The sequence below is a fragment of the Sphingomonas sp. Mn802worker genome (genome assembly GCF_000382485.1).
In the GTDB taxonomy this organism is placed as follows: domain Bacteria; phylum Pseudomonadota; class Alphaproteobacteria; order Sphingomonadales; family Sphingomonadaceae; genus Sphingomonas.
The window spans coordinates 223,082-248,455 of the sequence record NZ_AORY01000001.1 but is presented as its reverse complement, the minus strand read 5'-3'; the positions used below and the strand labels follow the sequence as shown (position 1 = coordinate 248,455).

Sequence of the window (25,374 nt, the reverse complement as noted above, 5' to 3'; positions counted from 1 at the left end):
TCAGACCCCCGCGGCTGCATTGGCAAGGACGCGCGTACGCTCGCCCTCGGTCTGTTCGACCTCATCGGCGTGGATGTGGAAGTCGCGGTCGTAGTTGAATGTGTGGAAGATCGACACCGCCAGGATGCCGGCAAAGCTGAGCGCCGACAGCCACCACATGTACCAGATCATCGACAGGCCGAATGCGACCGACAGTCCGGCGAGGATCACGCCCGTGCCCGTGTTCTTGGGCATGTGGATGTCGCGGAAGCCGGTCAGCGGACGCTCGGCATTGCGGCTCTTCATGTCGTAATAAGCGTCCAGGTCGTGGATGATGGGGGTAAAGGCGAAATTGTACGCCGGCGGCGGCGAGGAGGTCGCCCATTCGAGCGAGCGGCCGTCCCATGGGTCGCCGGTCCAGTCGCGCAGTTTCTCCCGATCGCGGAAACTGACGTATATCTGGATCAGGAAGGCGGCGATGCCGACCGCGATCATCGCTGCGCCGACCGCGGCAATGATGAACCAAATCTGGAGGCTCGGATCGTCGAAGTGGCGCAGGCGGCGCGTCACGCCCATCAGGCCGAGCACGTAGAGCGGCATGAACGCGACCCAGAAACCGACCACCCACGACCAGAAGCTGACCTTGCCCCACCAGGGATCGAGCTTGAAGCCGAACGCCTTGGGGAACCAGTAGTTGATCGCAGCGAAGGCACCAAACAGCACGCCGCCGATAATGACGTTGTGGAAGTGCGCAACGAGGAACAGCGAATTGTGCAGCTGGAAGTCGGCCGGCGGCACCGCGAGCAGAACCCCGGTCATGCCGCCGACCACGAAGGTCAGCATGAATGCGATCGTCCACATCATCGGCAGTTCGAACCGGATCCGGCCCTTGTACATCGTGAACAGCCAATTGAAGATCTTCGCGCCCGTCGGGATCGAGATGATCATCGTGGTAATGCCGAAGAAGCTGTTGACGCTAGCCCCCGACCCCATCGTGAAGAAGTGGTGGAGCCAGACAAGATAGGCGAGGATGCAGATGACGAGCAGCGCGTAGACCATCGACGTGTAGCCGAAGAGCCGCTTGCCCGAGAAGGTCGAGGTCACCTCGCTGAAGACACCGAACAGCGGCAGGATCAGGATGTACACTTCCGGGTGACCCCAGATCCAGATCATGTTCACGTACATCATCGGGTTGCCGCCGCCGGTGTTCGTGAAGAAGTGCGTGCCGACGTAGCGGTCGAGGCTGAGCATCGCGAGCACTGCGGTGAGCACCGGAAAAGCGGCGACGATCAGCACGTTGGTGACGAGCGCCGACCAGGTGAAGATCGGCATCTTGAACATGGTCATGCCCGGCGCGCGCATCTTGACGATGGTCGCTATCAGGTTGACGCCCGATAGCAGCGTTCCGACGCCGGCGATCTGTAGCGCCCAGACGTAGTAATCGACGCCGACATCGGGCGAGTAGTCGAGCCCCGAGAGCGGCGCCATCGCGAGCCAGCCGGTCCGTGCGAACTCACCGACGAACAGGCTCGCCATCACGATCACGGCACCTGCCGCGGTCATCCAGAAGCTGAAATTGTTGAGGAACGGGAAGCTCACGTCGCGCGCGCCGATCTGCAGCGGGACGACGTAGTTCATGATGCCCGTCACAAACGGCATCGCGACAAAGAAGATCATGATGACGCCGTGTGCGGTGAACACCTGGTCGTAATGATGCGCGTTCAAATATCCTTCGTTTGCGCCGAACGCCATCGCCTGTTGCGCGCGCATCATGATCGCGTCGGAGAAGCCGCGCAGCAGCATCACGGTGCCGAGCACCATGTACATGATGCCGACCTTCTTGTGGTCGACCGAGGTGAACCATTCGGTCCACAGCCACTTCCACAGTTTGAAGTAGGTGATCGCGCCGAGCAGCGCGATGCCGCCGAGCATCACCGCGATGAACGTGCCGAGGATGATCGGCTCGTGGATCGGGAAGCTTTCCAGCGTCAGCCGGCCGAAGATGGTCTTGAGCAAAGTGTCGGACATAGCGGATCAGCCCTGTGCCGTGACGGCCGCGCCGGGAAGGCGAACGGACTCGAGGCGGGTCATGTTGCGGTTGTTCTGCGCGCCGCGGACGGTTGAGCCGTCGGCAGGCCCCTGCGGCGCGGTCATGTGCGGGGCCGAGCCTTTCTCGCTCGGATCCTTGCGCAGCGCGCCCTTGGGTGCGTCGACCGGCGGGCGGTCGTTGACGGGGGCATGGCTGCCCGGCTCGGCCATGTCGTGCGACATGACGTCGCTCATGCACGGCACGCCCGGCTTGACGCACATCTGCGTGATGCGGCGGAACAGGTCGGCGTTGACGCCGCCAAAGCGCATCGGCTTCACGTTCTCACTCGGCTGCTCAAGCTTCAGGTAGGTCGCGTCGTTCAGCCGCGCCTGCGCTGCGCGCGTCTGCGACACCCAGCGCGAGAAGCCGGCATCATCGACCGCGTAGGTCCAGAACGTCATGCCGGAGAAGCCGGCGCCGCTGTAATTGGCGGAGCGTCCCTCGTAACGACCGGGCTTGTTGAGGACGGCGTGGAGCTTCGTCTCCATGCCCGGCATGGTGTAGATCATGCCCGCCATTGACGGCACCCAGAAGGTGTTCATCACCGACGACGACGTCATGCGGAAGCGCACCTGACGGTTGGTCGGCAGCACCAGCTGGTTGACCGTCGCGATACCCTGCTCAGGGTAGATGAACAGCCATTTCCAATCGAGCGCCACGACCTGCACCTCGAGCGGCTGGTCGTTCGCCGCAAGCGGCTTGCCGGGCGCAAGACGACCGAGCGGGCGGTAAGGATCGAGCAGGTGCGTCGACACCCAGGTGAGCGCGCCGAGCGAGATGACGATCATCAGCGGCGCGGCCCAGATCACCAGTTCCAGGCCGGTCGAATGGTCCCAGTCGGGCGCATATTCCGCATCCTTGTTCGCGGCGCGATACTTCCACGCGAACAGGACGGTCAGCACCATGACCGGAATGATGATCAGCAGCATCAGCGCGGTCGACCACAGGATCAGATGCGATTGCTGCCGCGCGACATCGCCGGCGGGATCGAGCACCACCAGATCGCATCCCGACAGCAACGTCGACGCGCCGACTGCGAGCAGGGGGGCGAGCCGGGTCGAACGCCGCGGTAAGGAAGGCCGGTTCTTCATCACGATCGAGCTAGGCTCCGTTGTGCGACTGCGAAATAGGACAATTTGTCCTATCCCGCGTCGCGCCGATGGAACCTAAAGCGTCCAGCCAGCTTCGGAGTTTCATATCTATGGCACAGTCGATCGCTTCGTCCGCGCCGCTCGAGCGCGATGCCCGCGTCCTGCACGCGCAGGACGAGCATGGCGTCAACCCGGGCGAGATCGCCATCGGCGTCATCATCGGACGGACGAGCGAGTTCTTCGACTTCTTCGTTTACGCGATCGCTTCGGTGCTGGTGTTCCCACAGATCGTCTTTCCCCAGCTTGACCGCGTGTCAGGGACGCTATGGTCATTCGGTCTGTTCGCGCTCGCGTTCATCGCGCGCCCGATCGGCACCCAGTTGTTCATGCGGATCGATCGCGAACTGGGGCGCGGTACGAAGCTGACGATCGCGTTGTTCCTGCTCGGTACGTCGACCGTGGCGATGGCGTTCCTGCCGGGCTATGCGTCGGTGGGTATCTTCTCGCCGCTGCTGCTGGCGGCGTTCCGCATTGGGCAGGGCCTGGCGCTCGGTGGTGCATGGGACGGCCTTGCATCGCTGCTCGCGCTCAACGCGCCCGACAAGAAGCGCGGCTGGTGGGCGATGGTGCCGCAGATCGGCGCGCCGCTCGGCCTGATCGTCGCCGCGGGGTTGTTCGCCTTTGCGCTCGGTACGTTGTCGCCGGAAGATTTTCTGTCATGGGGCTGGCGCTATCCCTTCTTCGTCGCATTCGCGCTGAACGTCGTGGCGCTGTTCGCGCGGCTGCGTATCGTCGTGACGCCCGAATATACCGACATGTTCAAGTCGCGCGAACTGACGCCGTCGCGCGTCACCGCGACATTGAAGACACAATGGCGCAACATCGTCATCGGCGCATTCGCCCCGCTGGCCAGCTTCGCGCTGTTCCACATGGTCACGGTATTTCCGCTGTCATGGGTGGCGCTCAACACCAGCGAGAACATCACGCGCTTCCTGCTGATCGAGATGTTCGGCGCGACCGTGTGCGTCGGTGCGATCGTCGCATCGGGGCTGCTCGCCGATCGCATCGGGCGGCGGTCGCTGCTCGGCTACACCGCCGCTGCGATCGCGGTGTTCAGCGGGTTCGCGCCGCAGCTGCTCGACGCGGGCTATGTCGGCGAGGCGGTGTTCATGATCAGCGGGTTCATCCTGCTGGGCCTGTCGTTCGGTCAATCGTCGGGCGCGGTAACCAGCAACTTCCCGAAGCGCGCGCGCTACACCGGGGCCGCATTGACCTCCGATCTGGCGTGGCTGTTCGGTGCAGGCTTCGCGCCACTCGCCGCGCTGGTTTTGGCGGAGGAGTTCGGGCTGGTCGCGGCGGGTACCTACTTGCTGTCGGGTGCGGTCGGCACGCTGGTGGCGCTCGGGCTCAACAAGGAATTGGCGCGACGGCTCGACTGAGGCCGTGTCCGGCGCCAGCAACGTACGGTATGGTACGCTGCTGGCGCGAAACGTCGTGGAATGGCATCGTAGGCTCTGTCAGCGGCGGGGGATGATGCTTGCGACACGTCATAGCGGCAAATGTTACGGGTAAGATCGACGAAGCAGATAGCCTGCTCCGGCGTTGGTCGGCCGCATGAGCGACCACCGTTCTCAGCGGCTACGCTCGATCATGGGCGGGTCGGCCGGCAATCTGGTCGAATGGTACGACTGGTACGCGTATTCGTCGTTCACGTTCTATTTTGCGCCGCAATTCTTTCCGGAGGCCGATCAGACCACGCAGTTGCTGAGCGCCGCGATCATCTTCGCGGTCGGCTTCGTGATGCGGCCGGTCGGCGGCTGGGTGATGGGGGTCTACGCCGACCGGCGCGGGCGCAAGGCGGGACTGACATTGTCGGTCACGCTGATGTGCGCGGGTTCGCTGTTGATCGCGGTGACGCCCACCTATGCCGCGATCGGGTGGCTCGCACCCGCGATCCTGACGGTCGCGCGGTTGATGCAGGGATTGTCGGTCGGCGGCGAATATGGCGCGAGCGCGACCTATCTGTCGGAGATGGCGGGACGGGAGCGTCGCGGGTTCTTCTCCAGCTTCCAATATGTCACGTTGATCGCAGGCCAGCTGACCGCGTTATGCGTATTGCTGCTGTTGCAGGCGGTGATGAGCGAGGCGGCGCTGGAGTCGTGGGGCTGGCGCATCCCGTTCGCGGTCGGCGGCGTCCTGGCACTGGGCGTGTTCTGGCTGCGCCGAAAGCTTGCGGAGACCGAAAGCTTCGAGAAGGCGAAGGCGGCGGATGCCGGCCGATCGGGACTGCTCGCGCTGCTGCGGCAGCATCCGCGTGAGTTCACGACCGTGCTGCTGCTGACCGCGGGTGGGACGCTCGCCTTCTACGCTTACTCGATCTACATGCAGAAGTTCCTCGCCAACTCGGCCGGCTTTTCACGCCAGACCGCGACCTGGATCAGCGCGGGGACGCTGTTCGTCTTCATGTGCCTGCAACCGCTCGCTGGAGCGTTGTCAGACCGGGTCGGGCGCAAGCCGTTGATGGTCGCATTCGGCATCTTGGGCGTGGTGTTCACCTGGCCGATATTCTGGGCGCTGGAGCACACCAGCAGCCCCGCCGCGGCGTGCGCGATCGTGCTGTTCGCGCTGGTGATCGTGACCGGCTACACCTCGATCAACGCGGTGGTGAAGGCCGAGCTGTTCCCCGCGCACATCCGCGCACTCGGTGTCGCCTTCCCCTATGCAGTCGCGAACGCGCTGTTCGGCGGGACGGCGGAGGCAATCGCGCTAAAGTTCAAGCAGGCGGGATGGGAGCAGGGCTTTTACTGGTATCTGACCGCGATGATCGCGGTCTCGCTGGTCACCTACCTCAGAATGCCCGATACGCGCACGACGAGCCGCATCATCGAGGACTGAGCGCCGGAACCGCTTGTGCCGCATCGGCTGGGTCGATGCCGGGACGCGCGCCCGCGGGGATCAACTCGTCGCCGTGCATCGCACGCCCCGCGCGCTGGATCGCCGCCACCAGCCTCGGGTAGATGCCGCACGGGCATATGTTGGTGATCGTCGCCCTGATCGCATCTTCGCTCGGCAACGCATTCCGCTTGAGCAGCGCGGCGGCCGCCATGACGATGCCGGGGATGCAGAAGCCGCATTGCGTCACGTTCTCGGCCAGCAAGGCGAGCTGGACCGGGTGGTCGCGTTCGCGCGACAAGCCCTCGATCGTGGTGACGAACGCACCCTCGCAGCGCGCAAGCCGCTGCTGACACGAGCGCACGGCACGCCCGTCGATATCGACGGTGCACGCGCCGCAGTTGCCAGTGCCGCAGCCGTATTTGGCGCCGGTGAGATTGGAGCCGTCGCGAAGCGCCCAGAGCAGCGGCGTATCCGCGACCATCAGATACTCGACCGGTTCGTTGTTCACGGTTAGACGCGTCATCAGGGTGTCATAGCGCAAGTCGCGTACGGACAACCGCTTTGTTGAGAAGAGATGGGCGACGCGTCAGGGGCGCGATCGGCGAGGGGAGTGACGGGCGCATGCAGGCAATGAATTCCGCACCGGCGGCAAGCGGGGACGCGAGCCACGGGTACGACGCACCAGACCTGCGCATCTTCGTCTTCGCATTGTTCTTCATCTTCGGCGGCATCACCAGCCTAAACGACATTATCATCCCGAAGCTGAAGGAGCTGTTCACGCTGACCCATGCGTCGGCGATGCTGGTTCAGACCGCGTTCTTCTTCGCCTACGCGCTGTTCTCGCTGCCGGCCGCAGGGATCGTGCGGCGGTTCGGCTACATGCGCACTGCCTCGATCGGGCTGGTGACGATGACGGCGGGGTGCCTGTTGTTCATTCCGGCATCCGCCAATGCGGCGTTCGGGCTGTTTCTGGTCGCGCTGTTCGTGCTGGGCGCGGGCATCACCATCGTGCAGGTGGTTGCCAATCCGCTGATCTCGCTGCTGGGCAAGCCGCAGAGCGCGTCAAGCCGGCTGACCTTCGCACAAGGGTTCAACTCGCTCGGCACCACGCTCTTTCCGCTTGCGGGATCGGCGCTGATCCTGGGCGGGCTTGCCAACCAGAGCGCGTCGACGCTGAGCGGCGCGGCGCTCGACGCCTACCGCGCCGAAAGCTCGCGCGCGATCGTCCACACCTATCTGGGCCTCGCGGTCGCGTTGCTGGTCATCGCCGCCGTCGTGTGGACGCGCCGCAACCGGCTGAACGAGGAGCAGGAGGAAGCGGGGAGCATCTTCCACGCGCTGACTTTGCTCAAGCGCCCGCGGTTCGCCTGGGGCGTGGCGTGCATCTTCCTTTATGTCGGCGCCGAGGTGTCCATCGGTTCGCTGATCGTCAATTACCTGATGGAGCCGAGTGTCTGGGGCGTTGCCGACAAGGTCGCGGGCGATCACGTGCCGTTCTACTGGGGCGGGGCACTCATCGGCCGCTTCATCGGCGCGTGGGTGCTGACCAAGGTGTCGCCGGGCAAGGTGCTTGCGGCGGTCGCAGCGGGCGCGATCACGCTGATCCTGATCTCCGCCAACGCGCATGGTGCAATCGCGGGCTGGTCGTTGCTGGCGATCGGGCTGGTCAATTCGATCATGTTCCCGACGATCTTCAGCCTGGCGAGTGAGGGACTCGGCAAGCGCGCGGCGGAAGGATCGGGCGTGATCGCGACCGCGATCGTCGGCGGCGCGATTGTGCCGTATCTTACCGGGCAGCTCGCCGACACGAGCGGCAGCCTGCAGTTCGCGCTGGTGCTGCCGGCGCTCTGCTATCTCGTGATCGCCGCCTACGGCATGTTCGCGCGCAAGCCAGTCGCTGCGGTTCAGTGACCTAGTGAAGCGATCTCGGCTGCGTCGAAGCCGAGGTCGCGAAGTGCCGCAGCGTCGTCGCGGCGATCCGCCATGCGTGGAGGAACGGTGTCGCTGAGCGAATATCGCGGCGCGGGCGCGGGTTGCGGAACGCCGCCTGCCTCCACGAAAGCGGCGCGCGCGACATTGTGCAGATCGGCGCGGGCCTCGTCGAAGACGAGCACGGGTGCGAAGCAGATGTCGTGGCCATCGAACAACGCGACCCACTCGGCGCGCGTTCGGGTGCGAAACATCGCGGTGAGCTCCTGCTTCAGTTCGGGCCAGGCGCTTGGGTTCATCTGCTGGTCCCATCGCGCGTCTTCGAGCCCGAGAACACGGCGAAACTCGGCATAAAACTGCGGCTCGATCGCGCCGAGCGAGACGTACTTGCCATCGCGCGTTTCATAGCTGTCGTAGAAATGGGCTGCGGTGTCGAGCAGGTTGGTGCCGCGTTCGTCGTTCCAGCGCCCCATGGCGCGAAAGCCCCACATCATCGTCATCAGCAGCGACGATCCCTCGGTCATCGCGGCGTCGACGACCTGACCGTCGCCGGTGCGCTGCGCGTGGAGGAGCGCTGCAAGCATCCCAAAGGCGAGGAACATCGCACCGCCGCCGAAATCGCCGGCCAGGTTGATCGGCGGCGTCGGCTTCTCACCCGCGCGGCCTAGCGCATGGAGCACGCCCGACAACGCGATATAGTTGATGTCGTGTCCGGGCTCGTTCGCACGCGGGCCGGTCTGTCCCCAACCCGTCATGCGACCGTAGACGAGGCGCGGATTGTCGCCGATCAGCGTGTCGGGTCCGAGCCCGAGCCGCTCCATTACGCCGGGACGAAACCCCTCGATCAGTGCATCGGCGGTGCGGACGATCCGGCGAACTGCCGCGATCGCATTCGGATCCTTGAGATCGAGCGAGATGGAAGTGCGGCTGCGCAGCAGCGGGTCCTTGGCTTCCACCGTAAAGCCGCCGGTGTTCGGCCGATCGATACGGATCACCTCTGCGCCGTGATCTGCAAGCATCATTCCCGCGAACGGTCCAGGTCCGATCCCGGCAAACTCGATCACCCGGATGCCGTCGAGTGGCGGTCGTCCCATATTCATCCTCTCCTTTCGATTGGGAAGACTAGGCTGCGAGGAAGGACTGCACAACAAAAGTTATGTTGGGTTGTCGCGTGACGGTCACGTGGAACTTATGGCCATCGTGGCTACTCCTTCTTTAGCGGCGTATTGTGGACGATGCGGCCGATCTGACCCGGAACAGGGCAGCGATGCTGCTCACCCACTAGCAGGCGGTACGCATTGTGTTCTAGGGCAAGAACATACGTGTGCAGGAGTGGCGTTTGGCGGGCGAAGGTTTGGCGGCGAGAGAGGTGGGTGCGGCAGCCCAGCTTGACCTGACCACGTGCGATCGCGAGCCGATCCACGTGCCCGGCGCGGTGCAGCCGCACGGATTGCTGCTAATCGCCGAGCCGACGACGCTGACGATCGTCGCCGGTGCCGGCGACATCGAAGGCGTGCTTTCGGCAGATTGGCTCGGGCGTGATCTGTCGGACGTGCTTGGGATTGATGTCGCGGCGGTGCTGGCGCGCGCGGCTGCGGGGCCGGGCGGTACCGTCATCGGTGGCATCGTGCAGGGGCATGATGTCGCCTTTCATCGATCGGGCGCGTACCTGCTGGCCGAGCTGGAACCGGTCGATGACGATCCGCGCGGGGCGGCAGAGACGCTCGGCTGGCTCGATGCGACCGCGAGTGGCTTCGAGCGCACCTCGACCCTCAAGGCATTGTGCGAGCGGGCGGCGGTCGCGTTCCGCACCCTGACGGGGTTCGATCGCGTCATGGTGTACCGCTTTCTCGACGATGAAGCGGGCTATGTCGTGGCCGAGGACCGCGATCCGGCGCTCGACACGTTCCTCAACCACCATTTCCCCGCCAGCGACATCCCGCGGCAGGCGCGCGCGCTCTACGTACGTAATCGCACGCGCGTCATCCCGACGATCGACTACCATCCGCAGCCGATCCGGCCCGCCGCGTTCGCGGGTGTCGACTTGAGCGATGTCGCGATCCGCAGCGTGTCGCCGATCCACCTGCAATATCTGCACAACATGGGCGTCGGCGCCTCGGCATCGATCTCGATCGTGAAGGACGGCATCCTGTGGGGGTTGATCGCCTGCCACCATCACGCGCCCAGGCGATTGTCGCGCGACGTGCGCACGGTGGCAGCGGCGCTGGCCGGCGGTCTGTCGCGTCAGATCACCGCCAAGGAGGAAGCCGAAAGCTACCGTGAGCGGCTGGCGCTTAGGACCGAGGAGGACACGCTGTTGCCGGCGCTGTTCGGCGACGAGCCGCTCGATCGCGTAATCGCGCGCCGACGTGAGGACCTGCGCCGGATGATGGGCGCAGACGGATTTGCGATGGTGGGCGACCAGGTCGAGACGACCGGCTTCTGTCCAACCGATGACAAGCTGCGCAAGCTTGCTACGTGGCTGAGGCGGCGTGACGATGCCGGCGTGTTCGCGACGCGCGAACTCGGTGTCGAATGGGACGGTGCGGCGGCGATGTCGCCGTTTGCGGGCGTGCTGGCGATCAGCTTGCCGCAGGAGCGGCTGACGTTGCTATGGCTGCGTGCCGAGGAGGTCGAGGAAGTCGAGTGGGCGGGTAATCCGCACAAGGCGGTTGCGCACGACCCGAATGCCGTGTTGACGCCGCGTTCGTCTTTCGAGACGTGGACGCAGACGGTCAGCGGGCGGGCGCGGCGCTGGACGCTGGAGCAGATCGATGCAGGCCAGCGGCTGCGTCGCATGCTGCGCGAGGCGGGGCTGCTGGGTGAGCTGCGGCGCGTCAACGCCGACTTGAGCCGGGCAAATGCGGACAAGGACGCGGCCCTTGCGCAGAAGGACCTGCTGATGCGCGAGGTCGATCACCGGGTGCAGAACAGCCTGCAACTCGTCGCATCTTTCCTCATGCTGCAGGCGCGCGCCGCCGGTCCGGGCGAGGTGGCGGACCAGTTGCAGGAGGCGCGCTCGCGGCTGTCGGCGGTCGCGCTGGTCCACCGGCGACTGTACCGCGACGACCAGATCGCCACGATCGACCTGTCACGCTACCTGACCGAGCTGCTCGACGACATGCGTACGTCGCTGGGGCGCGACTGGGGGAACCGGCTGTCGGCCGAGCTCGCCCCGGTGTTGATCCCGACCGACCGCGCGGTGAACGTCGGACTGATCGCGGCGGAATTGATCACCAACGCGACGAAATACGCCTATTCCGCCGACAGGCCCGGACCGATCGAGATCGCGCTGGAGCAGCACCGCAACAAGCTGCGGCTGATCGTCGCCGATCAAGGACGCGGCAAGAAGGGCGACAATGTCGGGTTCGGTAGCCGGATGATGAGCGCGGTCGTGCAGAGGATCGGCGGCGAGGTCGAGTATCAGGACAACCAGCCGGGGCTGCGTGCGGTGCTGACCGCCCCGATCGAAGAGGACTGACGCCTCACTTAGCCTGCGCAAATGCTGGTTCGATTACACCCGCAGCCTGTGCGTAGAGGTCGAAGGTTACCGCCGCTCCGCTGAGCAACGCGTCATACCATTCGGGCGAGGCATCGCGGCCGGCGGCGTCGACCGCGCCGCGGATCGCGCGCCACTGCCCCGGTCCGTGCGCGGCAGAAAGGTAGCGGTGCGGCAGTTCGGCGCCAACCGAGCGTGCCAGCATGACGCCACCCAATCGCGAACCTTCGACTACGTAGAGCGCCCCCCATCGCGCAGCCTCATTCGCACAAGCGAACGCCAGTGGCGCCGGCATCCGCTCGTCCAGGTCGGCGAGATCAAGTTCCAGCAGCGGCGTACGCGGCAAGAGCCCGCGCGCGAAATCGAGCGCTGCCAGCGCCTGCTCGACTGCTGGCAGTGCGCGGGCATGGGCGAGGAGAAAGCGGCGATAGTCGGCGCGGCTCGACAGGTCGAAGCTGCCGAAGGCTGCATCGACCGTGTCATGCGAGGCGCGGGTGGCGGCGCGAAGCCGCGCCACCGCGGAGGTGCTGTCAGTCGAGGCCGTTCTCCAAGAATCGCTCGGCGATCGCGCAATGCATCGCGATCCCCTTGGCCATGACCGACTCGTCGATCGTCATGCGGGTGTTGTGGAGCGGCGGGTTGGTGCGCGGATCGGTCCCCTCGGGCGCCACGCCGATGAAAGCCATCGCGCCGGGCACCTCGCGCAGCACGTAGGAGAAGTCCTCTCCCCCCATCATCGGCGCGGGCATGACAGACCAGCCGTCGTCGCCGCTGATCTCGGTCGCGAGACTGCGCATCAGCCCGGCCGCACGGGGATCGTTCATCGTGACCGGATACCCCTCGTCGATGTTCACCTCGGCGGTGCAATCGTGCGCCGCCGCAACGCTTTCGCAGATCTGGCGGAAGGCAGCGCGCATCGCCTCACGCGTCGCGGGCGATAGCGTGCGCAGCGTCCCCATCAGCTTTACCTCCGACGGAATGATGTTGTGCGATGAGCCGGCATGGATCTGCGTGATCGTCAGCACCGCGGGATCGGCGACTGGCACGCGGCGGGCGACGTGCATCTGAAGCGCGGTGACGATCGCGCAGGCGACGGGGATCGGATCGACGCACTCGTGCGGCATCGCGGCGTGGCCGCCACGCCCCTTGATCGTCGCGAGCACGGTGTCGGTCGAGGCGAGCAACGCGCCTTCGCGGCTGACGAACACGCCGGCGGGTGCGTTGGGTGAGATGTGGAGCGCGAACGCCGCCTCGGGCCGCGCAACGTCGAGCAATCCGTCCTCGATCATCCAGCGCGCGCCGTGATGTCCCTCTTCGCCGGGTTGGAACATGAACACAATCGTGCCCGACAGTTCGTCGCGGCGGGCGCACAACGCCTTGGCCGCACCGGCCAGCATCGCGGTATGCGCGTCGTGTCCGCAGGCGTGCATCGCACCGGGAATGGTCGAGGCGAACGGGAGGCCCGTTTCCTCGGTCATCGGCAATGCGTCCATGTCGCCACGCAGCAGCACCGTGCGGCCGTTCGAGCCTGCGCCGCCGGCACGCCCGCCGCGCAGGATCGCGACGAAGCCGGTGGTTGAGGTGCTGTCGTGTATCTCGAGCGGCAGTCCGGCGAGCGCGGCCTTCGCCTTCTCGGTCGTTCGCGGGCAGTGGAGCCCGACCTCGGGCTCGGCGTGGATCGCGCGGCGCAGCGCGATCGTGTCGGCGAGTTGCTCGGCGCCGAGCGCGCTCCAGTCGGTGCGGGTGGCGAGGGTGGCGGTCATGCGAACGGCTCCTTTGCTTATGGGCTCTAGGCCGTCGCGTCGCTGCCGCCAAGCCGCTGGAGGGTCACAAGGATCACGAGCCTGCGCGAGTACGCGTGCGCGCGGGAGCACGCGACCGGGATCATCGATGCTGGGATGCGCGGTGTAGCACAGCCTTTAACGGGCCTGACATGGCGAGACGCAGCACCGACGCGTCGCACCGGTGCTACGAGATCAACTTAAACCAACAGGTGGCTACGACCGGTCATCCTTCAAGCAACGATCAGCGCGGCAGCACGACGCAACCGCTGCCGGCGCGCGCGCACGCCTGCTGCGCCTCGGCTTTGCTGGCAAAACCGCTGGCTTGCAGGCGGGTGATGCCGCCGCTGCGTGCGAAGCTGGCCGACCCGCCGACGCGGCCGCCGACGCGCGACCACAGGCTGCGTGCATTGGCATCGTTGGCGAACGCGCCGAGCTGGATCCGGTATGCGCCGCCGCTCGCCTTTGCAGGAGCGGGCCGCTCGCGTGCCGGCTTCGCTGCGGCGGTGCGGGTCGGCGTGGCGGGTGCCGGACGCTCGGTCCGCTCCGGTCGTGCGCGCTGCTCAGGGCGTGTCGTCGGCTCCGGCCGGCCGGGTTGCGTGTAGGAGGTACCCGGTCGGGTAGAGGTCGCGCCGGTCGGCGCAGGCGCAGGGCGAGCGGCGGGCTCGGCCGAGGCGAGCGCCGTCGTCGGTGCGCTGGCGACGGCACGGCCGCGCGCCTCTATCTGTTGCGCGAGCGCGATGCCTTGCCGGCGCTGATCCTCGGGGATGTACTTGTCCATCTGCGCCAGCGTCTGCGAACCCTGCGGCAGGCCCTGCTGCGACGAGCGGGTGACGAGCGCGTAGGCGCGGGTCCAGTCGCGCGGAACGCCGTCGCCGTTGAACAGCATCGTGCCGAGCACGAGCTCGGTCCGCTTCTCGTCGCGCGCAACCGACTTTTCGAGCCACGGCAGTGCGTCGGCCTTCTTGCCCGACTGGAACAGCGCAAGCGCGTAATTGTCGGTCGCCTGCGGGTGCCCCTGCGCAGCCGCCTTGCGGTAGAGTTCGGTCGCCTGAGCCTGATCGGCAGGAACGCCGCGGCCGAGCTTGTATGCTTGTCCCAGATTAAACTGCGCGTCGGCGTCACCGGCGGCGGCCGGCGCGCGCCATTGTGCGACGGCGGCGGGATAGTCGCCGCGGCTCCATGCCTCCACGCCCGACTTCACGTCCGCGAGCGCGGGCGTCGCCGCCATCATCGCCGCTGCCAGCACCACCAAACGCGTTTTCATCACCGTTCCCGCCCCAAAACCGTTGCCGCATCATGCCCGAGCCGGCGCGTTGGTGAAAGTGGCTTAACCACGCGCGTCGAGCGTTAACGGTATGTTGAGCAGCCTCTGCCATTCCCGTTTCGACACAGGCGGGTGCTTGCGATGACAATGCGCCGGCCGTCGGCGATCACTGGTGCTCACCAATCTGGCGTGCACCAGCGGCGAAGTGGTGGGGACGGTGATGGTGACGCTTTCTGCAAACAGGCTTTCGGCGAAGAAGCGGGCGGGCATCGGCCTGTCGGCGCTGTTAGTGGCAAGCGGCGGTCTGGTGGCGGCCCAATTTATCGATCCCGCCGTTGCGACCCAGCGCAGCGATCCGAAGAAAGCGGCCGGCTATGCGCGCAAGGCATCGGTGCTGCTAGGCAAGCAGAAGTGGGACAAGGCAGTGCGCTTCGCCGAGGCAGCGGTCGCCAGCAGTCCGGGTGACGCGGGCTATCGCATGATCCTGGGCAACGCGTACCTGCGTGCCGGGCGGTTCGACTCGGCGCGCGCCACGTACGGCGACGTGTTGGCGCTGCAACCCGCGAACGCGAAGGCGGCGCTGAACCTGGCACTGGCGCAGACTGCGCTTGGGCAATGGGATGCAGCGCGGCAGGTGCTCGACGGACATGCGAGCGTGATCGCGCCGGCGGACCGTGGCCTGGCGATGGCGCTGGCGGGTGATCCGAACAGCGCGATCGAGGTGCTGACCGCGGCGACACGCGCGCCCGATGCGGATGCGAAGACGCGGCAGAACCTCGCGCTCGCGCTGGCGCTCGGCGGGCGCTGGCAGGACGCGCGCACGCTGATCGGCTATGACATGGCGCCCGCCGACGCCGACGCGCGGATCGTCGAATGGGCGAAGTTCGCACACCCGACGTCGGCGGCGACGCAGGTCGCGAGCCTGCTCGGCATCACGCCGGCCGCCGATCCGGGTCAGCCGGTCGCGATCGCGTTGAACGCCGCGGTGACGCCGACGCAAGTTGCCGCGGTCGATCCGGTCGACCGGTACATGCCGGGGCGCCCGGAGGCTGCGTCGGTGCAAGCCGAGGAGGTGGCACCGCAGCCCGCAATGGACGAGATGGCGGTCGCGCAGGCCGCTGCGCCGCCTCCGGCGCCGGCGAGCGAGGCTAAGCCCGAGCCGGTGCGGCTTGCCAGCCTAATCCCGTCAAGCGGCGACTATAAGGTGCGCGGGGCAGCGCCGGCTGCGAAGCCACACGCGGAGCATGTCGCCACGGTGCGGACGCCTTCGCCCGGGCGCTGGTACGTTCAGTTGGGCGCGTATGAGAATGCCGCGGTCGCGCGCGATGGCTGGACGCGTGCGTCGCGTCGTTACGGGTCGTTCGCGGGGCTGACGCCCGCCGGCATGTCGACCTCGGTCAAGGGCGCGAACTATTATCGCCTGTCGGTCGGCGGCTTCGCGCGCGCCGATGCCGATCGCATGTGCCGCGGCTACCGCGTCAAGGGCGGCCGTTGCTTCGTGCGGCAACAGGCGGGCGATCAGGTCGCGGCCTGGGTGAAGAACGCGAAGGGCGTGCAGGTCGCCGCGCGCTGAGGTGATCCGCGATCACGCGGCCGCGGGCTAGAGCTCGCGACCGCCCTTCCACACGCGCAGCACACGACCCTGTACCGGCAGGCCGTCGAACGGTGTGTTTCCAGCCGCGCCGGGCATCGCGTCGGCGTCGATCTGCCACGGCGTGTCGGGATCGACGAGGATGACATCGCCGGGCATGCCGGGTGCAAGCGTGCCCGCCTCGATCCCGAGCAGGCGTGCGGGCGCGTGGGCAAGCAGCTGCGCGAGGCGCGGCAGAGCGATCACGCCGTCGCGTACGAGCCCGAGCGCTAGCGGCAGCAACGTCGCCGCCCCGGCTGCGCCAGCAGTCGAATCGGCGAAGGGCAGCCGCTTTTCCTCCGGACCGTGCGGATCGTGGCCCGAGCACAATACATCGATTGTTCCATCGGCAAGTGCGGCGAGCGCGGCCTTGCGGTCGTCCTCGCTGCGGAGCGGGGGCGACAGATGCGCAAAGGTGCGGAAATCGCTCATCGCATTGTCGGACAGGAGCAGGTGCGCGGGTGTGATCCCGCAGGTGACGCGCACGCCCCGCGCCTTGGCCGCACGGACGAGCGCGAACCCCGCCGCCGTGGTGACCTGACGCAGGTGGAGCCGGGCGCCGGTTTCCTCCGCGAGCATCAGGTCGCGCGCGATCGCCAGCGGCTCGGCAAGCGCGGGGGCGGCGGGCAGGCCGAGTCGGGTCGCGGTTTCTCCAGCAGTCGCGACCGCGCCGGCGGTGAGCCCGCCATCCTCGGCATGAGAAACGACGACGAGGTCGAGGTCGCGCGCGTAGCTGAGCACGCGGTGCATGACGCCGGTGTCGGCGATCCAGCCGCGCCCCGTGCCAACTGCGCGCGCGCCGGCCGAGGCACAGATCGCCATCTCGGCGAGGTCGGTGCCGGCAAGGCCGCGGGTGGCCGCGGCGATTGGGTGGATCCACAGATCGGGGCGACCGATCAGGGCGGATCGCTGCACGATGCCGGGCGCGTCAAGCACCGGTGACTGATCGGGCATCAGCGCGACACGGGTGATTCCGCCGGCACGAAACGCGGCACGGTCGATCGTCGCAACGCCCAGGTCGACGATGCCGGGTAGGATCATCTTGCCGGCGCAATCGATGCGGGTGGCGTCGTCGGGCACGAGGCCATCGGCGATCACGCCGTCGACGATCAGCAGGTCGCCTTGTCCTTCACCGTCCACCGGGCAGACGGTGCGCGCGTTAACGAGGTGGAGCGCGGTCATGCCCGGCCCTCCCAAGACCAACCTTCGACGCCGCGCGCGCGTCTGGTCAGCACGTCGAGGCACGCCATGCGGACGGCGACGCCCATCGCGACCTGTTCGGTGATGGCGGAGCGTTCGACATGGTCGGCGACCGCCGAGTCGATCTCGACCCCGCGGTTCATCGGGCCGGGATGCATGACGAGTGCATCGGGGGCGTGACGCTCCAGCCGTTCCATCGTCAAGCCGTAGCGCAGATGGTATTCGCGCACCGACGGCACGTAGCCGCCCGACATCCGCTCGGTCTGCAACCGCAGCATCATCACGACATCGGCATGCGCGATCGCCTGGTCGAAGTCGGTAAAGGTGGTAACGCCCATCCGCTCGATCTCGGGCGGCATCAGCGTGGAGGGCGCGCAGACGCGGACCTCGGCGGCGAGTGCGGTGAGCGCGAGGATGTTCGAGCGTGCGACACGGCTGTGGAGCAGGTCGCCGCAGATCACGACGCGCTTGTTGGCGATGCTGCCGAGGCGGCGGCGGATGGTGAGCGCGTCGAGCAGCGCCTGCGTCGGATGCTCGTGCCGACCATCGCCCGCGTTCAGCACCGGGCAGTCGACCTTGTCGGCGATCAGGCGGACCGCGCCCGAGCTCATGTGTCGAATGACGATGACATCGGCGCGCATCGCGTTCAGCGTCATCGCGGTGTCGATCAGCGTCTCGCCCTTCTTCACCGAGGATTGCGCGGCATGCATGTTGACCACATCGGCACCGAGGCGTTTGCCGGCGATCTCGAAGCTGAGCAGCGTACGGGTCGAATTCTCAAAAAAGGCGTTGATCTGGGTCAGCCCGGCGAGGCGCTTGTCGGCGGTGGTGGGTGCGCGGTTCGCCTCGACCCATTGCTCCGCCTCATCGAGGAGAAAGGTGATCTCGTGCGGTTCGAGGCCGTCGATCCCGGTCAGGTGGCGATGCGGAAACACCGCGCCGCCGGGGATCAGGGTTCCGGGGCGGTGGTCCGAGCGTTGCATCGGCCGCGGTGATTATGGCGCGGCGTCGCGTGGCGCAAGGCTGGGGCGCAGCGAACGGAGGCTTAGATGACGATCTTCACCATCGGTTATGAGGGTGCGACGATGGAGGCGTTCATCGCCGCGCTGCACGCAGCAGGCGTGCGACGGGTGATCGACGTGCGCGCGCTGCCCTTGTCGCGCCGCCCGGGCTTTTCCAAGTCAACGCTGGCGGCGTCGTTGAAGGACGCAGGGATCGACTATGCGCACCTGAAGGCGCTCGGCACGCCCAAGCCGGGGCGCGATGCGGCGAAGAAGGGCGATGTCGCGACGCTGACCGCAGTGTACGACGCACAGCTGGACCTGCCCGAGGCGCAGGTCGCGGCTGCGCAGATGCTCGCGCTCGCCGACGAGATGCCGAGTGCCTTGCTGTGTTACGAGCGCGATCCGTGCCACTGCCATCGCACGCTGTTGTTGGGCGCGGTAGGCGGGGGCGTGCGGTGGTCGACCTCTACGCCTAGCCTGCGATCGGCAAGCGGATGCTGCCGTCGTCGTGGCGGGCGAGCGGCGAATAGGCGATGGTGGTTTCAAGCAGCATCAGGGCGTAGAGGTGCGGGAACAGCTGCCCGCCGCGCGACGGCTCCCACCGGACCTTGTCGCCGTGGGCGGCAAGATCCACCGCGACGATATGAAGGTCCGCCTGCCCGGCAAAATGCTTGTCGATCGTCTCGGCGAGCTGGTCGGCGGTGGAGAGATGGATGTAGCCGTCGGCCAAATCGACCGGCGCGCCGGCGAAGCTTCCGTCACGCTCCAGCGTCGCCATCTGCTCGGCGGTCAGCACCTTGTAGGCGGTGAGGGGCTTATCGGTGTTGCTCATTCGCCATCCTCCGGTCCGGCGGCTGCATCGTCACCGATCGAACCATCGTCAGCGGGCGCGGTTTCCACCGCATCGGCGAGTTCGGCCGCGACCATCGCCTCGGCCGCATCCTCAGGCTCGGGCTCCTCGTCGATTCGCGCGGCGGAGACGACGTGCTCGTCGTCCGCCACGTTGAACAGCCGCACGCCGGCCGAGCCGCGTCCGATGATGCGCAGGCTGGTCAGCGGCATGCGGATCATCTTGGCCTGATCGGTGACGAGCATCAGCTGGTCCGCCTTGGTCGCGGGGAAGCTGGCGACGACGGGGCCGTTACGACGCACGTTGTCGATGTTGGTGATGCCCTGGCCACCACGTCCGGTGCGGCGATATTCATAGGCCGAGGAAATCTTGCCGTAACCGTTGGCGCAGACGGTAAGGATGAACTCCTCGCACCCGCGTAGCCGCTCGAACAGCGTCAGCTCCATGTCGAGATCGCCTTCGCGCTCCTTCCACGGCGCGTTGCGCAGGTATTGCTCGCGTTCCTCCGGCGACGCGTCGACGCGGTGGAGCACCGAGAGCGAGATGACCGCATCGTCGCCCTTCAGCGCGATCCCGCGCACGCCGGTCGAGTTGCGGCTCTGGAACTCGCGAACCTCGTCGGCGGCAAAGCGGATCGCCTTGCCCTGCCGCGTCGCCAGCAGGACGTCGTCGCCCTCGTCGAGCAAGGCGACGCCGATCAACCGGTCGTCGGCATCGATGCCCTCGAACTTCATCGCGATCTTGCCGTTCGACGGCACGTTGGTGAACGCGTCCATCGAGTTGCGCCGCACGCTGCCCTTTGCGGTCGCGAACATGACGTGGAGCTTGCCCCAGTCGGCCTCATCCTCGGGCAGCGGCAGCACGGTCGAGATCGTCTCGCCAGCCTCTAGCGGCAGGAGGTTGATCATCGGACGACCACGCGTCGCAGGTCCTCCCTCGGGCAGGCGCCATACCTTCATGCGATAGACGCGGCCAAGCGTCGAGAAGAACAGCACCGGCGTGTGCGTCGATGTGACGAACAGCTTGGTGATGACGTCCTCGTCCTTGGTGGCCATGCCGGCGCGGCCCTTGCCGCCGCGCGCCTGGGCGCGAAAGGCGTCGAGCGGGGTGCGCTTGATATATCCTTCGAGCGTGACGGTGACGACCATCTCCTCGCGCTCGATCAGATCCTCGTCCTCGATCCCGTCGGCGGCGGCGGCGATCTCGGTCCGGCGCGGTGTCGCGAACAGCTCGCGCACCTCACGCAGCTCGTCGCGCAGCACACCGTACAGCTTTACGCGGTCGGACAGGATCGCGAGCAGCTCGGCGATCGACCCGGCGAGCCCCTCCAGCTCATTGCCGATCTCGTCGCGGCCGAGCGCGGTCAAGCGATGGAGGCGCAGGTCGAGGATCGCGCGGACCTGCGTTTCCGACAGGCGATAGCTGTCGCCGGTAACCTCGACATCGGTCGCCTCGACCAGCCGGATATAGGGCGCGATCTCCGCGATCGGCCACTCGCGCGCGAGCAGCTTCTGCCGGGCCTCGGCCGGGCTCGACGATCCGCGGATGATCCGCACCATCTCGTCGAGGTTGGTGACCGCGATGACGAGGCCGAGCAAGATGTGCGCGCGCTCGCGTGCCTTGGCGAGTTCGAACTTCGAGCGGCGGGTGATGACCTGCTCGCGGAAGGTGATGAACGCGGCGATGATGTCGCGCAGGTTGAGCAATTCGGGCCGGCCGCCGCGGATCGCGAGCATGTTGGCGGCGAACGACCCCTGCGCCGGCGTGTGACGCCACAATTGGTTGAGCACGACCTCAGGCGTTGCGTCGCGCTTCAGGTCGATGACGATCCGCACGCCCTCACGATTCGATTCGTCGCGAATGTCGCTGACGCCCTCGATGCGCTTGTCCTTGGCGGCTTCCGCGATCTTCTCGACCAGCGCGTTCTTGCCCTGCTGGTAGGGGATCGAGGTGAGCACGATCGAGCGACGACCCTCGCCGCCGCGGCCGCCGCGTTCCTCGATCATGTGGCGCGAGCGCACGATGATCGAACCGCGGCCGGTCTCATAGGCCGAGCGCGCGCCCGCGCGGCCGAGGATGATCGCGCCGGTCGGGAAATCGGGGCCGGGAACGATCTGTATCAGTTCCTCGGTCGTGATCGCGCCGTTATTCAGGTAGGCGAAGCACGCGTCGATCACCTCGCCCAGATTGTGCGGCGGGATGTTGGTCGCCATGCCGACCGCGATGCCGCCCGCGCCGTTGACGAGCAGGTTGGGGAAGCGCGCGGGCAGTACCTGCGGCTCACGCTCCGACCCGTCGTAGTTCGGCTGGAAATCGACCGTGTCCTTGTCGAGGTCTTCGAGCAGGTAGTTCGCCGCCTTGGCGAGACGCGCCTCGGTGTAGCGCATCGCGGCGGGCGGATCGGGGTCCATCGAGCCGAAGTTGCCCTGACCGTCGATCAGCGGCAGTCGCATCGACCAATCCTGCGTCATGCGCGCCAAAGCGTCGTAGATCGCGGTGTCGCCGTGCGGGTGGTACTTACCGATCACGTCACCGACGATGCGTGCCGATTTGCGGTACGGGCGGTTGTAGAGGAACCCGCTTTCGTTCGCGGAATAGAGGATGCGGCGGTGGACCGGCTTCAACCCGTCGCGCACGTCGGGCAGTGCGCGCGCCACGATCACGCTCATCGCGTAATCGAGGTAGGAGGTCTTCATCTCCTCAACGATGGAGATGGGGGCAATGTCGGACGGGTCGGCGAGGACGGTCTCGTCGGTCAAGGTGCTACGCTCTTCGCTGCTACAAGGGAAAGGAGCAGCCTAGCCGAGCAGTTGGCCCGTGACCACCCCCGCGCGCGTACGTGCGTACACGTGCGCGCGGGAGCATATGAAGTCGGATCAGCGCTTGCAGGCCTGCTTGGTCTTGTTGCCCGCCTTGGAGCAATCGTAGGTCACGCTCTTGCCGGTCGCGGTCTTGGTGGTAACCATGTGGCCGCCGGTAGCGGTACGCGTCTGCGTCGTGCGCGTGGTCGCCATCGCGGGCTTGGATGCGATCATGGGCTTGGTGGTGGAGGTCTTCGTCGTCGTGCGCATGGAGGTGTGTGCCGACGTCGTCGCGTGCGTCATCGGTGTCTGCGCGACCGCCATCCCGGCGGAGAACAGCGCGGCGGTGGAGAGAAGCGCGAAGGGCAACGAACGGGTCATCGAAGGTCTCCTAATCGTCCGGCGCTTCATCGCGCCTCGTGCCTGATTAGAAGCGCCCGGGTGACATGGCGCTGTCGCGTTCATGAAGGTTGCGTAACAAGCCCGCGCACACGAGTCAGGGTGCGACCTCGCTGCCGTCCCAGGCGAAATGGCGGCCGCTATCGGTAACCTTCAATCCGTCGATCACGTCGAGCAATTGCACCGCGGCGCGATCGGGCTTGAACAGGTCGCGGCCCGATTGCCGGAACGGTTGCGATAGGGCTGTATCGACCGTGCCGGGATGGAGCGCGACGACGAGCCCGCGATCGTTGCGGCGCTTGTCCTCGACCGCCAGCGTGCGCACGAGCTGGTTGAGCGCGGCCTTCGAGGCGCGGTAGCCGTACCAGCCGCCGAGGCGGTTGTCGGTGATGCTGCCGACACGTGCCGACAGGAAGGCGAGCACGCTCCGCCCGGTCTTCGGCATGATCGGCAGGAAGTGCTTGGCGACGAGCGCGGGGCCGATCGCGTTGACTGCGAACTGACGCGCGAGCCAGGCGGGATCGAGCTCGCGGATCGCCTTTTCGGGGCCGTGCGCGGCATCGTGGAGCAGGCCGGTGGCGACGATCACGAGGTCGGGCGATCCGGCGCGGCCAGCGGCGGCGGCGATGCTTGCCTCATCCTCCAGGTCGAGGTGGTGGTCGCCGGTGAAGGAGCGGGCGAAAGGGAGCACGCGCACCTCCTCGTCCTCCAGAGCCCCGACGAGCGCGGCGCCGATCCCTCCCGAGGCGCCGATGACGACGGCGTTCTTGATGGCGCTCATGTCCGTGCGCCGGAGCGCGCGAAGGTCCAGCGATCGTCGCTGCTCGCCGCGGCGTCGTAGGAATAGCCGTCGCTGTCGAAGCCGCGCATCGCATCGGTGTCGGTGACGCGGTGCTCCGCCATCCAGCGTGCCATCGTGCCGCGTGCCTTTTTCGCGTGGAAGCTGATGAAGCGGCCGTCCGCCTCGCGGAAGTCGACCGCGATCACGCGCGTGCCGGCGGGCAGCTTGCCGTCGACAGCCGCGAAATACTCGTTCGAGGCAAGGTTCAGGATCGCGCCCGATCCTTCCTCCGCCAGATCGGCGGCGAGCGCGTCGGCGATGCGCGTGCCCCACCAGTCGGTCAGCTTCTTGTGCCGGGGCGCCCAGCGCGTTCCCATCTCGAGCCGGTATGGCCGCATCGCGTCGAGCGGGCGGAGCAGGCCATAGAGGCCGGAGAGCAGCCGCAGATGATCCTGCGCGAAGCGGATCGCCGGTTCATCCAGCGTCGCGACCTCAAACCCGGTGTAGACGTCACCGGCAAAGGTGTAGATCGCCGGCCGTTCGGCAGCGTGCGCGAAGTCGTGGAAGCGGTCGGCGTTCAGCTTCGCGAGTGCGGGGCTGATGTGCATCAGCTCGGCCAGCTTCTTCTGGCTGAGGTGGGAGGCGGCCTTGGCGAGCGTCGCGGCCTCGTCCGCGAAGCGCGGTCGCGTCGCATCGAACGGCGCGGGCGTATCTAGGTCGAGCGTCTTGGCGGGGGAGAGCAGGGCGATCATCGCGTCCGCGCTAGCCGCGGGAACGGCCGTGTTCAATCGGGGTTCAGCGCGTGACGGGTACGTAACGTCCCTTCCTTGAACCCGCGACGCTGGATCAGTAGAGCATCGCGGCAGCAGGCACACTCGCGGCCGTATCGGAGAGAATAGTCGATGAAGAGGTTCACCAACGCTTTGTTCGCAGCCGCCCTGCTCGCCGGTGGCGCGTCGCTGGCTGTCCAGCCTGCGGCTGCGAAGGAGAAGGACAAGAAGGCCGACGGTCCGGCGCTGAAGCTAAGCAAGGAAGTGCAGGCGCCCGCCGCCGCGGCGCAGACCGCGCTTGCCGCCAACGATTTCGCGGCTGCTGAAACGTCGATCGCGCAGGCCGAAGCGGCGGCGAAGACCGACGACGAGCGCTACATTTCGGCAGCGCTGCGCCTCAACCTCGAAGCCAAGAAGATCGGTGCGAACCAAGGCAGCGACGCGTCACTCGCCGTGCCGCTCAAGGTGCTGGTGACGAACCCGAAGACTCCTGCGGCCGATATCGGTCGCTACAATTACGAGCTCGGCCGCATCGCGACCAACGCAAAGGACAATGCCGGCGCGGCGCAATATTTCGCCGCGGCGCAGGCGGCCGGCTACACCAACCCGAACATGACGCTCCAGCTGGTCAAGTCGAAGGCGGACGCAGGCGACCTCGCCGGTGCATCGACCGAGATGGACAAGGTGATCGCGGCGCAGGTCGCGGCCGGGCAGAAGCCGGGCGAGGACCTGTACCGGTTCATGATCGCCAAGAGCAATCAGAAGCGCAACGGCGCGCTGACCTACGCCTGGCTCAAGAAGTATGTCGAGGCGTATCCGACCGCCAAGAACTGGCGCGACGTAGTGACGACGTTCGGCCTGACCTCGGGTGGCGTGGCGACGCTCGACAAGGGGCAGAAGGTCGACCTGTTCCGCCTGCTGCGCCATGGCAAGGCGCTGGCCGACCAGTATGATTACGAAATGTATGCGCAGTTCGCGTTCGACCTCGGCATTCCGTGGGAAGCGAAGACCGTGCTGACGCAGGGCACGTCGACGGGCAAGATCCCGTCGTCGAGCGCGAGCGCCTCGGGGCTGCTCGCCGCGTCGAACAAGTCGATCGGCAATGAAGGCTCGCTGTCGGGTCTGGAAACGCGTGCCAATACGGCGGCCAACGGCAAGCTGGCGGCGAGCACCGCCGATGCGTTCTTCGGCACCGGAGAATATGCCAAGGCGGTCGCGCTTTATCGCACCGCCTTGCAGAAGGGGCAGGTCGATGCCGACGCGGTGAACACGCGCCTGGGGATCGCTCTCGCCTATTCGGGCGACAAGGCGGGTGCGCGGACGGCGTTCGAGGCGGTCAAGGGTCAGCCGCGCGCCGATCTGGCCGGGCTGTGGATCGAATATCTGGATCATCCGCCGGTCGGCTGATC

At 66.7% G+C, this 25,374-nt stretch carries 20 protein-coding genes and 1 pseudogene; 7 read left to right on the top strand and 14 right to left on the bottom strand.

What is annotated here, in order from left to right; genetic code table 11:
* Positions 1–2,007 carry a cytochrome o ubiquinol oxidase subunit I gene (gene cyoB / locus SMN802W_RS0101240; RefSeq protein ID WP_019515061.1) on the bottom strand — a complete coding sequence of 669 codons (2,007 nt, stop codon included), beginning with the start codon at positions 2,005–2,007 and terminating at the stop codon, positions 1–3.
* Between the two features lie 6 nt (positions 2,008–2,013).
* Positions 2,014–3,159: a ubiquinol oxidase subunit II gene (cyoA, locus tag SMN802W_RS0101235; protein ID WP_019515060.1), complete on the bottom strand. Its 1,146-nt coding sequence runs from the start codon at positions 3,157–3,159 to the stop codon at positions 2,014–2,016.
* Between the two features lie 110 nt (positions 3,160–3,269).
* On the opposite strand from cyoA, the gene SMN802W_RS0101230 reads away from it, so the two are divergent.
* Positions 3,270–4,598 carry an MFS transporter gene (locus SMN802W_RS0101230; protein WP_019515059.1) on the top strand — a complete coding sequence of 443 codons (1,329 nt, stop codon included), beginning with the start codon at positions 3,270–3,272 and terminating at the stop codon, positions 4,596–4,598.
* Between the two features lie 175 nt (positions 4,599–4,773).
* On the top strand, positions 4,774–6,054 hold the full coding sequence (locus SMN802W_RS0101225; protein ID WP_026325620.1) for an MFS transporter: 1,281 nt from the start codon (positions 4,774–4,776) through the stop codon (positions 6,052–6,054).
* Here SMN802W_RS0101225 and SMN802W_RS0101220 read toward each other — a convergent pair.
* Positions 6,041–6,577 (bottom strand): (2Fe-2S)-binding protein, encoded by a 537-nt coding sequence (locus SMN802W_RS0101220; RefSeq protein WP_026325619.1) that lies wholly within the window; start codon positions 6,575–6,577, stop codon positions 6,041–6,043. The genes SMN802W_RS0101225 and SMN802W_RS0101220 overlap by 14 nt on opposite strands.
* Before the next feature lie 98 nt (positions 6,578–6,675).
* Between SMN802W_RS0101220 and SMN802W_RS0101215 the strand changes: the two genes are divergently transcribed.
* On the top strand, positions 6,676–7,965 hold the full coding sequence (locus tag SMN802W_RS0101215; protein WP_019515056.1) for a glucose/galactose MFS transporter: 1,290 nt from the start codon (positions 6,676–6,678) through the stop codon (positions 7,963–7,965).
* Here the strand turns inward: SMN802W_RS0101215 and SMN802W_RS0101210 are convergent.
* Positions 7,959–9,077 carry a CaiB/BaiF CoA transferase family protein gene (locus tag SMN802W_RS0101210; RefSeq protein ID WP_019515055.1) on the bottom strand — a complete coding sequence of 373 codons (1,119 nt, stop codon included), beginning with the start codon at positions 9,075–9,077 and terminating at the stop codon, positions 7,959–7,961. The two genes, SMN802W_RS0101215 and SMN802W_RS0101210, sit on opposite strands and share 7 nt — an antisense overlap.
* Before the next feature lie 275 nt (positions 9,078–9,352).
* Here SMN802W_RS0101210 and SMN802W_RS0101205 point away from each other — a divergent pair, with 275 nt between their 5' ends.
* Positions 9,353–11,464 (top strand): histidine kinase dimerization/phosphoacceptor domain -containing protein, encoded by a 2,112-nt coding sequence (locus SMN802W_RS0101205; protein WP_019515054.1) that lies wholly within the window; start codon positions 9,353–9,355, stop codon positions 11,462–11,464.
* Between the two features lie 4 nt (positions 11,465–11,468).
* On the opposite strand, the gene SMN802W_RS0101200 is transcribed toward SMN802W_RS0101205, so the two are convergent.
* The 3 genes from SMN802W_RS0101200 to SMN802W_RS0101185 form a co-directional block, all read right to left on the bottom strand.
* On the bottom strand, positions 11,469–11,999 hold the full coding sequence (locus tag SMN802W_RS0101200; RefSeq protein WP_019515053.1) for a biliverdin-producing heme oxygenase: 531 nt from the start codon (positions 11,997–11,999) through the stop codon (positions 11,469–11,471).
* Between the two features lie 13 nt (positions 12,000–12,012).
* Positions 12,013–13,245 carry a M20 metallopeptidase family protein gene (locus SMN802W_RS0101195; protein WP_019515052.1) on the bottom strand — a complete coding sequence of 411 codons (1,233 nt, stop codon included), beginning with the start codon at positions 13,243–13,245 and terminating at the stop codon, positions 12,013–12,015.
* A gap of 262 nt (positions 13,246–13,507) precedes the next feature.
* Positions 13,508–14,530 carry an SPOR domain-containing protein gene (locus SMN802W_RS0101185; RefSeq protein WP_019515050.1) on the bottom strand — a complete coding sequence of 341 codons (1,023 nt, stop codon included), beginning with the start codon at positions 14,528–14,530 and terminating at the stop codon, positions 13,508–13,510.
* A 172-nt stretch (positions 14,531–14,702) separates the two neighbouring features.
* Here SMN802W_RS0101185 and SMN802W_RS16135 point away from each other — a divergent pair, with 172 nt between their 5' ends.
* Positions 14,703–16,103, top strand: a complete 1,401-nt coding sequence (locus SMN802W_RS16135) for an SPOR domain-containing protein (protein ID WP_019515049.1) — start codon at positions 14,703–14,705, stop codon at positions 16,101–16,103.
* Positions 16,104–16,130: 27 nt separating this feature from the next.
* Here the strand turns inward: SMN802W_RS16135 and SMN802W_RS0101175 are convergent, their stop codons facing one another.
* Positions 16,131–17,342, bottom strand: coding sequence for a dihydroorotase (locus SMN802W_RS0101175; protein ID WP_019515048.1), 1,212 nt, complete (start codon positions 17,340–17,342; stop codon positions 16,131–16,133).
* Positions 17,339–18,343 (bottom strand): aspartate carbamoyltransferase catalytic subunit, encoded by a 1,005-nt coding sequence (locus SMN802W_RS0101170; protein WP_019515047.1) that lies wholly within the window; start codon positions 18,341–18,343, stop codon positions 17,339–17,341. Before SMN802W_RS0101170 ends, SMN802W_RS0101175 begins: the two co-directional genes overlap by 4 nt.
* A gap of 66 nt (positions 18,344–18,409) precedes the next feature.
* On the opposite strand from SMN802W_RS0101170, the pseudogene SMN802W_RS17735 reads away from it, so the two are divergent.
* Positions 18,410–18,840: pseudogene (locus SMN802W_RS17735) on the top strand (DUF488 domain-containing protein).
* Here the strand turns inward: SMN802W_RS17735 and SMN802W_RS0101160 are convergent.
* The 5 genes from SMN802W_RS0101160 to yaaA form a co-directional block, all read right to left on the bottom strand.
* Entirely contained in the window at positions 18,837–19,196 is a 360-nt protein-coding gene (locus tag SMN802W_RS0101160; RefSeq protein ID WP_019515045.1) for a DUF952 domain-containing protein, read from the bottom strand. The pseudogene SMN802W_RS17735 and the gene SMN802W_RS0101160 sit on opposite strands and share 4 nt — an antisense overlap.
* Positions 19,193–21,973, bottom strand: a complete 2,781-nt coding sequence (gene gyrA / locus SMN802W_RS0101155) for a DNA gyrase subunit A (RefSeq protein ID WP_019515044.1) — start codon at positions 21,971–21,973, stop codon at positions 19,193–19,195. The genes SMN802W_RS0101160 and gyrA overlap by 4 nt, the downstream gene beginning before the upstream one ends.
* A gap of 117 nt (positions 21,974–22,090) precedes the next feature.
* A complete protein-coding gene (locus tag SMN802W_RS0101150; protein ID WP_026325617.1) occupies positions 22,091–22,396 on the bottom strand; it encodes a hypothetical protein in 306 nt (101 codons plus the stop codon).
* Positions 22,397–22,511: 115 nt separating this feature from the next.
* On the bottom strand, positions 22,512–23,195 hold the full coding sequence (locus SMN802W_RS0101145; protein WP_019515041.1) for an SDR family NAD(P)-dependent oxidoreductase: 684 nt from the start codon (positions 23,193–23,195) through the stop codon (positions 22,512–22,514).
* Positions 23,192–23,947, bottom strand: a complete 756-nt coding sequence (gene yaaA, locus SMN802W_RS0101140) for a peroxide stress protein YaaA (RefSeq protein ID WP_019515040.1) — start codon at positions 23,945–23,947, stop codon at positions 23,192–23,194. Before yaaA ends, SMN802W_RS0101145 begins: the two co-directional genes overlap by 4 nt.
* Positions 23,948–24,097: 150 nt before the next feature.
* On the opposite strand from yaaA, the gene SMN802W_RS0101135 reads away from it, so the two are divergent.
* The gene (locus SMN802W_RS0101135; RefSeq protein ID WP_019515039.1) at positions 24,098–25,372 is read left to right on the top strand and encodes a hypothetical protein; all 1,275 of its coding nucleotides are present in this window, start codon (positions 24,098–24,100) and stop codon (positions 25,370–25,372) included.
* The last annotated feature ends 2 nt before the right edge of the window (positions 25,373–25,374 follow it).